Here is a 12,337-nt window from a genome sequence, read left to right as displayed (position 1 = left end):
CGTAAAAACATAAAAAAACGGCGGGCCTTTCGGCCCGCCGTTCCAAAGGTTTGTGGTTCTTCGCTTTAGAAACGCAACTGCGCCGATACGAAGAAGTCACGGCCAAGCACGTCGAACGTGCCAGGGAAAGTGTTGCTCTGTTCAGCACCCGCACCAAGGATCGGCGGCTGCTTGTCGAAGATGTTGTTCACACCGACGTTCATGCTGAAATTGTCGGTGACGGCAAAGCCGAACGTAAGGTCGAACAGGTTATAGGCATCAATTTCCTGCACGAAATACGTCGGGCTGTCTGCTTCGGTCTTGCCGACATGACGCCACCGCACACTGGTCGTGAGCGGACCGTCGATCAACGACAGACGGCTGGTCCACTTCCATTCCGGGGTGGGCTGGCCACACGTCAGACCGTACAGACCTGCGCATTCGACAACATCGTCCGGCAGTTCGACCAGAGGCGTGAAGTTATTCTTCAGCGTGTAGGTGCCGAGGAAGTTGAAGCTCAGTCGAGCGTCTTCACCGATCAGACCGAAGCCGAGCGGCCGCGAGTAGTCGACCGAGAAGTCGATCCCTTCCGCTTCAAGCGCAGCAAGGTTTGCATTGGTCGCCTGCACGACGAACGGCGGACCGGAGATGACCCCCTGCGAATCGCGCGAGATCAGGCCGCAAAGTGCGCTGTTCGCGTTGGCGATCGTCAGATAGCAAAGGTTCAGAATGTTGGCGACGCCGCCGCCAGCAACCGCGATCGCGTCGTCGATCTTGATGTTGTAATAATCGATCTGGGCCGTCAGACCGGGAATGAACCGCGGCTGCAAGATCACGCCCGCCGTCCAGGTGTCAGCCGTTTCTTCGGTCAGATTCGGGTTGCCACCGAAGGCCCCCTGAATTTGCGCGTTTGGCTGAATGAAGTTCTGGAACACGCTACCCGCCGGTACGCCGGTTGCGACGCAAAGTGCGCGCAACTGTTCGGTACGGCCAGCGACTGGCGTCCGATCCGAGCACGGATCGGTCGCAGCCGGGAAGCCCACCGACTGGCCACCGAACAATTCGCCGACGTTGGGTGCACGGATTGCGCGCTGATACTGACCGCGGAACGTGATGTCCTGAATCGGTGCGAAACGGACACCGCCAGCATAAGCCCAAACCCCGCCAACAGCTTCCAGCGAGTAGTCCGAATAGCGGAACGACCCGTCAAGTTCGAGGCTGTGGATAAAGTTGTCGCGAACCACCGGGACGTTCAATTCGCCGAATACTTCGCGCGCAGTGTACGAACCTTCGGTCGGCTGACCAGCATTGAAGCCAACCACGTCACCCGACGACAGCGCCGTGTCGGGAATGAAGCGGCTGCCCATGCGACGCCATTCGACACCGGCTGCAAACTGCACCGGAACGTCCGAAGTCGGCAGGGTGAACAGCGGGCCGTTTACGCTTGCCTGAGCAACTTCCAGTTCGGAAATGTTGCCGTTCTGCGCCAGGATCGAGATCTGGTTGATGCAGTTGTCGCTCAGCTGGTTCTCACCGAAGACGTTACACGTACCGTTCGCCGCCAGGCGCGTGAACGCGCTGCGCGACACGTTACCGAGCTGAACCGAGGCGTTCCGGGTGCGCGAGTACATGTAGTACGCGTCGTAATTGATATCCCCGGTGATGTTACCACGAACACCGCCCAATACGCGATAAGCGTTGCGATCGTCTTCAACGTTACGTGCGTTGATCGCAGTGGTACGCGTGTTCACCTGAAGGCGAACCGACCCAGGCTGAAGCGCGCCGAACTGACCGGTGCCAGCGGTGAACGCACCGAATGGGTTCGCGCACACGCCGGTCGGATTGGTCGCCGTAATCGCCGCGCAGCCCGGAGTAGCGGCCGCCGCAATTGCAGCTTGCTGCCGTGCGGCAATGGTCTGCAACTGTGCGAAATCGTTTGCCGAAACCAGGCCCTGGATTGCAGCCAGCTGGAAATCGACATTCTGGGTGATCGGCGTCGCCGCCAGCTCGTTCTGCACCCGGTTGTTGATGAAGCTGACTTCAGCATAGGCAGTGACGTTGTTGCTGATTTCATATTCGCCATAGCCGCCAAGCATCCAACGCTCTTGCGGGACCATCAGATAGTTGACGGGCGCGAAGTTGTAGCTGTCGGTAGCAGCGTTGTAGGGCGTGCTGATGCCGGGACGGCCAAAGAATGCGCCCGCGCCCGGATAGTTCGTGCCTTCCGCGATGGAGAGACAGCCTGCATTGCGCGGAGGATTACCCGTGCCGCCGCAGCTTGCACCTTGACCGATTGCCAGCGTCGGCGATGCTACGAAACGGCCTTGAGGAACACCTGCCGACCCTTGCGGAACCAGACCGTTTGCGCCGTCGCCAAATGCAACGCGCGAAAAATCGCGCTGGCCGGCAAAGACGCTGCCGCGATTATAATATTCGCCGTAAACGGTGATGTGGCCGCGGTTGTCAGCGAACTGCGTACCCATCGCCATGTTCACATTGAAGCGGCGTCCATCGCCACGTTCGGTGAGGTTGTACTGTGCGCCAACCTGCAAACCTTCGAGATCGTCGCGAAGACGGAAGTTCACGACCCCCGCCAGTGCGTCCGAGCCATAGACGGCCGAACCGCCGCCGGTCACCACTTCGACACCGCTCAGCAGGAAGCTGGGGATGGTATTGAGATCGACGACCTGGTTGGTGCTGTAAAACATGTAGCGGCGGTCGTTGACCAGGACCAGCGTACGCTGCGAACCAAGATTACGCAGGTTCAGCGTCGATACGCCACCACCCGGATTGTTCGAGAACGAGGTCGTGCCAGGGATGACCTGCGGCAGCGTGTTGATCACGTTTTCAACGTTGACCGTGCCCGACAGCTCGAATTCTTCGCTGGCGACAACGGCAAGCGGGCTAGTCGAGGTGATGTCCGCGCGACGGATGCGCGAACCGGTGACGACAATCGAGCCTTCGTCCCGCGCAACGTCCTGCTCATCAGCGAGAACGGTACCGCTGGTCGCGGGCACATCCTGCGCGAGGGCTGGCGTCGCCACGGTGGCGCCGAGCACTACCGCAGAGGCCAGCAGCTTGTAACGTAAAGTGGATCGCATGATTTCTTTATCCCCTTTTTGCCATCGCGTTTGCGCGACGGCTGAAATGCGGTGGCCTTATTCTCGCCACTCTAGCGGCGTGATACGCGTTATTGCCTGTTCGCGGCAATGCGGCTTCGATTGCGAGCGGTGTTTCGCGACCTTGTTGTAGCAAAATTGCCACATTGCCCGGTGCGCCCTAAACTCGGTGGCCAAGCGATTTGCTCGCGCGCTTTTGCAGTGCATAGAATGCGTCAGCAGGAGGATCATCATGGGAATCGTCGTATCGCTCGCGCTGGCTGCCGCTTTGTCTGGATCCGCCACACCGCAAACTTCGCCTCAAGCGGACCCGCAGGGGCTGCGGGCGCTGGCAGCGTGTCGCGAGATTTCCAACGCAGAGGGTCGGCTTGCCTGCTATGATCGCGAGGCGCTGGCCATCCAGGAAGCTCTGGTCAAGGGCGATCTGATCGCTCTCGACCGCGAAGATGTTCGAAAGACGCGTCGTTCGCTTTTCGGCTTTTCGCTGCCTGCAACTCGGCTGTTTTCCAACGATGGCGGTCGAGAGGAAGCGGATAAGGAAACGGTCGATACTCTCAGTGCGGTGATCAAATCGGCACGTCAGTTGCCGCGCGGCCGCTGGACAATCGAACTGGAAGAAGGGGGTACATGGACGCAGATCGATGACCGGAAGCTCGCCATTTATCCACGCCCCGGCCATAAGATCGAAATTCGTCGCGCTGCGCTGGGATCGTACTTGGCCAATGTGAACGGGCAGATTGCGATCCGTGTTCGGCGAACGGGATGAGCGCGCGAACCCAGCCGCCGAAGAATAGTTCGGCGTAGCGGGTGCGGCTGTTGCCGAGCGGAAATCAAACCCCCGGCAAATCCAGCCCTTTCTGCCGCGCCCAGTCGCGCGCCTGCGCATAGCCCGCATCCGCATGCCGCATCACGCCGGTCGCAGGGTCGTTCCACAGCACTCGCGCCAACCGCCTAGCCGCCGCCGGGGTGCCGTCGGCGACGATGACCATGCCCGAATGCTGCGAATAACCCATGCCGACGCCACCGCCGTGGTGGAGCGATACCCAGGTCGCGCCGCTGGCGGTGTTGAGGAGCGCATTCAACAGCGGCCAGTCGCTGACTGCGTCCGATCCGTCGGCCATCGCCTCGGTCTCGCGATTGGGGCTGGCGACCGATCCAGAATCGAGATGATCGCGGCCGATGACGATCGGGGCCTTCAGCTCCCCACTCGCCACCATCTCGTTGAAGGCGAGCCCAAGGCGGTGGCGATCGCCCAGCCCGACCCAGCAGATGCGTGCGGGCAGGCCCTGGAAGTGGATGCGCGCAGCGGCCATGTCGAGCCAGTTGTGGAGGTGCGCGTCGTCGGGAATCAGCTCCTTCACCTTGGCGTCGGTCTTGGCGATGTCCTCGGGATCGCCCGACAGCGCGACCCAGCGGAACGGGCCGACGCCGCGGCAGAAGAGCGGCCGGATATAGGCGGGGACGAAGCCGGGGAAGTCGAACGCGTTGGCGACGCCTTCGTCCTTCGCGACCTGGCGGATGTTGTTGCCGTAATCGACGGTCGGCACGCCCGCGCTCTGGAAATCGAGCATCGCGCGGACATGGACCGCCATCGACGCCTTGGCCGCCGCGGCGACGCTGGCGGGATCGCGTTCGCGGCGCTCGGCCCATTCAGCCAGCGTCCACCCGGCGGGGAGATAGCCGTTGACCGGATCGTGCGCGCTGGTCTGGTCGGTGAGCAGATCGGGGCGGATGCCACGCGCAAGCATCTCCGGCAGCAGTTCGGCGACATTGCCGAGCAGCCCGACCGAGACGGCGCGCCCTTCCTCGCAAGCCGCATCGATGATCGCCATCGCTTCGTCGATGCTGGTGGCGCTGTGGTCGAGATAGCCGGTGCGCACCCGCATCTCGATCCGGCTCGGCTGGCATTCGATCGCCAGACACGATGCGCCCGCCATCACGCTTGCCAACGGCTGCGCCCCGCCCATGCCGCCAAGGCCTGCGGTCAGCAGCCAACGGCCCGCCAGGTCGCCGGCATAATGCTGGCGGCCCATCTCGACGAAGGTTTCGTAGGTGCCCTGAACGATCCCCTGGCTGCCGATATAGATCCACGATCCGGCAGTCATCTGACCGTACATCGCCAGTCCTTTCGCATCGAGTTCGGCGAAATGTTCCCACGTCGCCCAGTGCGGCACGAGGTTCGAATTGGCGAACAGCACGCGCGGCGCATCTTCATGGGTCTGAAACACGCCCACCGGCTTGCCCGACTGGATCAGGAGGGTCTGGTCGTCCTCGAGCCGTTTGAGCGTCTCGACGATGCGGTCATAGGCGTTCCAGTCGCGCGCGGCGCGACCGATGCCGCCATAAACCACGAGTTCCTGAGGGTTCTCCGCCACGTCCGGGTCGAGATTGTTCATCAGCATCCGCAAGGGCGCCTCGGTCAGCCAGCTCTTGGCGGAACGATCGCTCCCGGTGGCGGCGCGGATGATACGGCTGTTGTCGTGGCGGTTCATGTCGGTCTCTCAGTCAAATTCGGTCTTCGCCCCCTCCGTTCGTTTCGAGCGAAGGGGGGTGTCATGTCGCGGCATCGGCAAAATTCAGGCACGCATCCAGCAGGCGGCGCAAATGCGCGCGCATCGGTTCGGCGAACGCTTCGTCATACGCCACCGGCCAGTTGTCCGGCGTCGATGCACCCTTCGGCTCGCGCAGATAGCCGCGCATCGCCAGTTCCATCTGGATCGCGTGGACGCCCTGATCCGGTGCGCCGTAATGCCGCGTGATCCACCCGCCGCGAAACCGCCCGTTGCTGACCGTCGGCAATCCGGTCTCGGCGCACGCCTCTTCAACCGCCGACTGCAATGCGGGCGCGCAGGTCCGCCCACCATCGGTGCCGATGTTGAACACCGGCAGTTCGCCGTCGAACAGCCGCGGGACATGGCTGCGGATCGAATGCGCGTCGTAGAGGACGATCGTCGGGTGCATCGCGCGCAGCCGGTCGATCTCGGCGCGGATCGCGGCGTGATAGGGAGCGAAATAGACCGCGCGCCGCCGTTCGATCTCCGCCGCGTCGGGCGCCTGCCCCTCCAGCCACAACGGATCGCCGTCGAAGGTCTCGACCGGGCACAGCCCCGTCGTCGCCTGCCCCGGATAGAGCGACGCGCCCGACGGATCGCGGTTCATGTCGATGACGGTGCGCGAAATGTCGGTGCGGATCAGCGTCGCGCCCATCCCGGTCGCGAAACCATAGAGCCGGTCCACCCACCAGTCGGCGTCGCGCTTGGCGAGCCAGCTGCCATGGAGCCGCGGGATCAGATCGTCGGGGATTTGCGTCCCCGCATGCGGCACGCTGACGATCAGCGGCGCGTCTCCGCGCGTGACATGCAGCCAGTCGCTCACGCCTCGATCCCCGGCAGCCCCCACCCCGTGCCCAGCCGATCGACCAGCGCGGCGGCAGCGGCGATGTCGGGGTGGAAATGGCGGTCGTCGGTCAGCGTCGGCACCTGTGCGCGCAGCATCGCGCGCGCGGCCTCCAGCGCATCGGACGATGTGAGGCCGGTGTGAAAATCGCAGCCCTGCGCAGCGGCGAGCCATTCGATCGCGATCACCCCGCGCAGGTTTTCCGCCATGTCGAGCAAGCGGCGGCTCCCGTGCGCCGCCATCGACACATGATCCTCCTGATTGGCGCTGGTGGGGATCGAATCGACGCTGGCCGGATAGGCGCGCTGCTTGTTCTCGGACACCAGCGCGGCGGCAGTCACTTGCGGGATCATGAAGCCCGAATTGAGACCCGGTTTGGGGATCAGGAACGCGGGGAGGCCCGACAGCGCCGGATCGACCAGCATCGCGACGCGGCGTTCGGAAATCGAACCGATCTCGCAGATCGCCAGGGCGATCATGTCGGCGGCGAAGGCGACGGGTTCCGCGTGGAAATTGCCGCCCGATAGCGCTTCATCGGTGTCGGCGAAGATCAGCGGATTGTCGCTGACGCCGTTCGCCTCGGTCGCCAGCGTCGCCGCCGCCTGGCGCAGCAGGTCGAGGCACGCGCCCATCACCTGCGGTTGGCAACGCAGGCAATAGGGGTCCTGCACGCGCGGATCGTCGACGGCGTGGCTGGCGCGGATCGCGCTCCCTGCCATTAACTCGCGCAACGCATCGGCCACCACGATCTGCCCGTCATGGCGGCGCAGTCGGTGAATGCGCGGGTCGAACGGCGTGTCCGAACCCTTGGCCGCCTCGGTCGACATCGCTCCCGTCACCAACGCGGCGCGGAACAGGTCTTCGGCCTGGAACAGCCCGGCCAGCGCATTGGCGCACGAGAATTGGGTGCCGTTGAGCAGCGCCAGCCCTTCCTTCGCGCCGAGTTCGAGCGGTTCGAGTCCCGCCTTCGCCAGCGCATCGCTGGCGGGCAATGTTTCGCCATCGACCACGATCTCCCCCACCCCGATCATCGTCGCGGCGAGGTGCGACAGCGGCGCAAGATCGCCCGACGCGCCGACCGAGCCCTGGCATGGGATCACCGGCACCAGCCCCTTGCCGAGCATCGCCTCCAAGAGCGCGATCGTCGCGGGCTTCACCCCCGAAGCGCCCTGCCCCAGGCTGGCGAGCTTCAGCGCCATCATCAGCCGTACGACCGGTGCGGGCGACGGCGCGCCGACTCCCGCCGCGTGGCTCAGCACGATGTTGCGCTGGAGCGTCGCAAGATCGGCGTCGTCGATCCGCACGCTGGCGAGCTTTCCGAAGCCGGTGTTGATCCCGTACACCGGCTCGCCGCGCGCGATGATGCGCTCGACCGCCGCCGCGCTCTCGGCAATCGCCCCATGCGCACTATCCTCAAGCCGCGCGGGCGCGCCGCCCCAGATGCTCCGCCAGTCCGACAGGCCTACCTCGCCCGGCCGCAACACGATCACGTAATCTTCCCTCCGAATACCCGGCTATGGAGCGGGTTATATCCCATGCGATACACGAGTTCCGCCGGTCGCTCGATGTCCCAGATGGCGAGGTCGCACGCCTTGCCCGCCTCCAGCGTGCCGATGCGGTCCTGCATCCCCAGCGCGCGCGCCGCCTCTCGCGTTACTCCGGCGATGCATTCATCCACCGTCAGCCGGAACAGCGTCGCGCCCATGTTCAGCGTCAGCAGCAGCGAGGTGAGCGGCGACGTCCCCGGATTGCAATCGGTGGCGAGCGCGATCGGCACGCCCGCCGCGCGCAACGCATCGATCGGCGGCAGCTTCGTCTCGCGCACGAAATAATAGGCGCCGGGCAGCAACGTCGCGACCGTCCCCGCCGCCGCCATCGCCGCGATTCCGGCATCGTCGAGATATTCGAGATGGTCCGCCGACAGCGCGCCATATCGCGCAGCCAGCGCGGAGCCGTGCTGGTTGGACAGTTGCTCGGCGTGGAGCTTGACCGGCAGGTCGTACCTCGTCGCCGCCTGAAACACGCGTTCGGTCTGCGCGGGAGTGAAACCGATCCCCTCGCAAAAGACATCGACGGCATCGGCCAGCCCCTCGGCAGCGATCGCGGGCAGCATCTCGTCGCACACTGCGGCAATATAGCCGTCGGCGTCGTCGGCATATTCGGGGGGCAAGGCGTGTGCGCCGAGGAAGGTCGTCGCGACGCGCACCGCGCGATGCTCGTCCAACGCACGGCCTGCGCGCAGCATCTTGGCCTCGTGATCGGTGCTCAGGCCATAGCCGGACTTGACCTCGATCGTGGTCACGCCTTCCGCGATCAGCGCATCGAGCCGAGGAAGCGCGCTAGCGATCAGCCCTTCCTCGTCCGCCGCGCGCGTCGCGCGCATCGTCGAGACGATCCCGCCGCCGCTGCGCGCAATTTCCTCATAAGACGCACCCGCCAGCCGAAGCTCGAATTCATGCGCGCGGTCGCCGCCGTGGATCGGGTGCGTGTGGCAATCGATCAGACCCGGCGTGATCCAGCGACCTTCGCACGCCACCGTCTCCGCCGCGTCGAGCGCGGGCGCGTCGGCCACCGCCCCGGCATAGACGATCGCGCCGCCCTTCGCCGCGATACATCCGCGCTCTACGACACCCAACCCGGCACCCGTCAGTGTCGCCAGCCGTGCATCGGTCCACAGCGTATCGCAGCGCAGGATAGGTTCCACTCCCTGAAATCTCGTTATGCTCTGTTGGCACGGGTGCGCCGCGATGTGTAGAGCGGCTGCGCACTTTGCCGGACGAACCGCATGGCCGACACGACGCTTCACTTCGACCACGCGCTGTTGCCTACCGGCTGGGCGGCGGACGTGCGGCTGACCGTCACCGCCGGACGGATTGCTGGCGTCGAGACCGACGCATCGCCGCACGGAGACGACGAACGACATGCGGTGGCGCTGCCCGGTATGCCCAATCTGCACAGCCACGCCTTTCAACGCGCGATGGCAGGACTGGCCGAGGTGCGGGGCAAGAGCGACGACAGTTTCTGGACGTGGCGCGAGGCGATGTATCGCTTCGTGGAGCGCATCACTCCCGAGGACCTGACCGCCATCGCCGCGATGGCGCAGGTCGAGATGCTGGAGAGCGGGTTCACCCGCGTCGGCGAGTTCCATTACCTCCACCACGCCCCCGATGGCAGCGGCTATGCCGACCCGGCGGAGATGGGGTCGGCGCTCGCGCGTGCAGCGGACCAGACCGGCACCGGCCTGACCTTGCTTCCGGTATTCTACGCCCATTCAGGGTTCGGGGGCGCCGCGCCCGGCCAAGGCCAGCGCCGGTTCGTGAACGACCTCGACGGCTTCGCGAAACTGCTGGACGCAAGCGAACGCGCGGTTGCCGCCCTGCCCGATGCGCTGGTAGGCATCGCTCCGCACAGCCTGCGCGCGGTGACCCCGGAACAGATCACCGCGCTCGCGGCACTACGTCCCGGCACCCCGCTCCACATCCACATCGCCGAACAGATCCGCGAGGTCGAGGATTGCGTCGCCTGGAGCGGCAAGCGCCCGGTCGAATGGCTGCTCGACCATGCAAGCGTCGATGAGCGCTGGTGCCTGGTCCACGCCACTCATGTCGCGCCGTCGGAAGTCGCTGGCATCGCCGCGAGCAATGCCGTGGTCGGGCTATGCCCGATCACCGAGGCCAATCTGGGCGACGGCCTCTTCCCCGCGCGCGCGTTTCTCGACGCAGGCGGAAGGTTCGGGGTCGGATCGGACTCCAACGTCCTGATCGACATGGCGGAGGAGTTGCGGCTGCTCGAATATGGCCAGCGCCTGACACAGCGCGGGCGCAACCTATTGGCGGACAGCGGCGCATCGACCGGCGCAAGCCTGCTCACGAGAAGCGTCGCGGGCGGCGCACAGGCGCTGGGCGTCGCGGGCGGGATCGCAGTGGGGGCGAGCGCGGATCTGGTCAGTTTAGACCCCACGCATGTCTCGATGATCGGCCGTACCCGTGACGGCTGGATCGACGCGCTGGTGTTCGCCGGAGGCCGCGCCGCGATCGACCGGGTGTGGCGGCATGGGGTGTGCGTGGTGGCAGGCGGACGGCACGAGGCGCGCAAGGGAGTCGAGGCCCGCTACCGCGAGACGCTGAGCCGCCTACTCGGCTGACGCCACTCCGCCGCCTTTGCGAGCGCAGCGAAGCAAAGACAGTGTATCCTATTACTTCCCCAGCTTCTCCACCTTGTCCTGCAATTTCGACAATTCCGCGCGCAGTGCCGCGATCTCGTCGTCCTTGCTGCCATTGACGGCTGGCGCTGTTGCCCCGCCCTCGCCGGGCTTGAACGCCTGCGCGGCGGCTTCGAACATTGCCATGTTGCGCTTGGCGATTTCCGCAAAGGGGGTATTGGCGAACGCGCCCTCCACCGCGGTCTTGAACTGCTCGTGGTTGCGGCGGAAACTGTCCATCGATGCTTCCAGATAGCCGGGCACCATCGTCTGCATGCTGTCGCCATACAGGCTGATCAATTGGCGCAGGAAATTGACCGGCAGCATGTTGTGCCCGCCGCGCGCTTCCTCTTCCATGATGATCTGGGTCAGCACATTATGCGTGATGTCGTCTTCGCTTTTCGCGTCGATGACCTTGAAATCGCGCCCCTCGCGCGTCATCCCGGCAAGATGGTCGAGCGTGATGTAGGACGAGCTTTCGGTGTTATAGAGCCGCCGGTTGGCGTATTTCTTGATGATAACGGGACCGTCGGTGGTCGCAGACTTACGCATGGGTGCCCCCTTAGGTGATTGACCCGACCCTAACACCCTTTCTTGACGCGCCGCAACACGGACCGCGCCCGCTCCCGCTTTTCCTCGATTTGCTGCGCGAAAGCACCGCAGCAAATCCGTCGGCCCGTGCGCGTGCGCTGGCGGGGTTGAGGGCGTACCAGGACGCGCCGCGCCCGCCCGCCCGTCCGCTCAAACCGGCGATCGCCACCGAAGGGCGCGCGCGCTTGCGCGACTATGGCGGCGCGGGGCGTCCGGTCGTCTTCATCCCTTCGCTCATCAACCCGCCCTTCGTGCTCGATCTGGCTCAGGGCAATTCGCTGCTCGAATGGCTGGCGACGCAAGGCGTCCGCCCGATGCTGGTCGATTGGGGCACGCCCGATCCTGCCGACCGCGATCAGGATGTGACCGCGCATGTCGAGCAGTTGCTGCTGCCCTTGTTGCGGCACGTCGATCCCGCACCGGTGCTGGTCGGTTATTGCCTGGGCGGCACCATCGCGCTTGCCGCCGCGCGGGCGCTGGAAAGTCCCGCCGTCGCGACCATTGCCGCGCCGTGGCATTTCAGCGGCTTTCCCGATCGCGCCCGTGCCGAGATCGCCGACCTGTGGCGCGCGTCGCAACCGGCGTGCGAGCGGCTGGGCCTGGTGCCGATGGAGGTGCTGCAATCGGGTTTCTGGCGGATGGACCCCGCGCGCACCGTCGCCAAGTTCGAACGGCTGGCCGATACCGACCCGACCAGCCCTGCCTTCGCCGCCTTCGTCGCGCTGGAGGACTGGGCCAATGGCGGCGCGCCCCTCACCTATGCCGCCGGGCGCCAGATGTTCGAGGATTTCTTTGCCGCCGACCGGACCGGGCGCGGCGAATGGTGGGTGGGCGCACAGCGTATCCGCCCCGCCGACCTTCTGTGCCCGGCAGTCGAGTTCGTCTCTACCACCGACCGTATCGTGCCCGCCGCCAGCGCCGCGGGCCTCGCCGATCTGCGCCCGCTGACGCTCGGCCATGTCGGCATGATCGTCGGCAGCAGCGCGCGCGACGCCCTTTGGCAACCGCTGGCGGACTGGCTAACTGCGCTTCCCTCTCCTAAATAGCGCCG

At 65.2% G+C, this 12,337-nt stretch carries 9 protein-coding genes; 3 read left to right on the top strand and 6 right to left on the bottom strand.

Annotated features, from left to right (window positions below):
- Nucleotides 1-65: 65 nt before the first annotated feature.
- Nucleotides 66-3,080, bottom strand: a complete 3,015-nt coding sequence (locus ACX0GZ_RS08020; protein WP_458815140.1) for a TonB-dependent receptor domain-containing protein — start codon at nucleotides 3,078-3,080, stop codon at nucleotides 66-68.
- Nucleotides 3,081-3,330: 250 nt separating this feature from the next.
- On the opposite strand from ACX0GZ_RS08020, the gene ACX0GZ_RS08015 reads away from it, so the two are divergent.
- Complete coding sequence (locus ACX0GZ_RS08015; protein ID WP_458815138.1) at nucleotides 3,331-3,864, top strand: hypothetical protein; 534 nt, start codon at nucleotides 3,331-3,333, stop codon at nucleotides 3,862-3,864.
- A 64-nt stretch (nucleotides 3,865-3,928) separates the two neighbouring features.
- Here ACX0GZ_RS08015 and hutU read toward each other — a convergent pair whose 3' ends face one another.
- The 4 genes from hutU to hutI all read right to left on the bottom strand — a co-directional run bounded on the left by hutU (nucleotide 3,929) and on the right by hutI (nucleotide 9,186).
- Nucleotides 3,929-5,590 carry a urocanate hydratase gene (gene hutU / locus ACX0GZ_RS08010; protein ID WP_458815136.1) on the bottom strand — a complete coding sequence of 554 codons (1,662 nt, stop codon included), beginning with the start codon at nucleotides 5,588-5,590 and terminating at the stop codon, nucleotides 3,929-3,931.
- Nucleotides 5,591-5,651: 61 nt separating this feature from the next.
- A complete protein-coding gene (gene hutG, locus ACX0GZ_RS08005; protein ID WP_458815134.1) occupies nucleotides 5,652-6,473 on the bottom strand; it encodes an N-formylglutamate deformylase in 822 nt (273 codons plus the stop codon).
- Nucleotides 6,470-7,984 (bottom strand): histidine ammonia-lyase, encoded by a 1,515-nt coding sequence (hutH, locus tag ACX0GZ_RS08000; RefSeq protein WP_458815132.1) that lies wholly within the window; start codon nucleotides 7,982-7,984, stop codon nucleotides 6,470-6,472. Before hutH ends, hutG begins: the two co-directional genes overlap by 4 nt.
- A complete protein-coding gene (gene hutI, locus ACX0GZ_RS07995; RefSeq protein ID WP_458815284.1) occupies nucleotides 7,981-9,186 on the bottom strand; it encodes an imidazolonepropionase in 1,206 nt (401 codons plus the stop codon). Before hutI ends, hutH begins: the two co-directional genes overlap by 4 nt.
- Before the next feature lie 93 nt (nucleotides 9,187-9,279).
- On the opposite strand from hutI, the gene ACX0GZ_RS07990 reads away from it, so the two are divergent.
- Nucleotides 9,280-10,638, top strand: coding sequence for a formimidoylglutamate deiminase (locus ACX0GZ_RS07990; protein WP_458815130.1), 1,359 nt, complete (start codon nucleotides 9,280-9,282; stop codon nucleotides 10,636-10,638).
- A gap of 51 nt (nucleotides 10,639-10,689) precedes the next feature.
- On the opposite strand, the gene phaR is transcribed toward ACX0GZ_RS07990, so the two are convergent.
- On the bottom strand, nucleotides 10,690-11,247 hold the full coding sequence (phaR, locus tag ACX0GZ_RS07985) for a polyhydroxyalkanoate synthesis repressor PhaR (RefSeq protein WP_458815128.1): 558 nt from the start codon (nucleotides 11,245-11,247) through the stop codon (nucleotides 10,690-10,692).
- A gap of 89 nt (nucleotides 11,248-11,336) precedes the next feature.
- Here phaR and ACX0GZ_RS07980 point away from each other — a divergent pair, with 89 nt between their 5' ends.
- Entirely contained in the window at nucleotides 11,337-12,332 is a 996-nt protein-coding gene (locus tag ACX0GZ_RS07980; RefSeq protein ID WP_458815126.1) for an alpha/beta fold hydrolase, read from the top strand.
- Nucleotides 12,333-12,337 lie beyond the last annotated feature (5 nt).

The organism is Sphingomonas aestuarii, from assembly GCF_054457155.1.
This window is presented reverse-complemented; position numbering and strand designations above follow the sequence as displayed.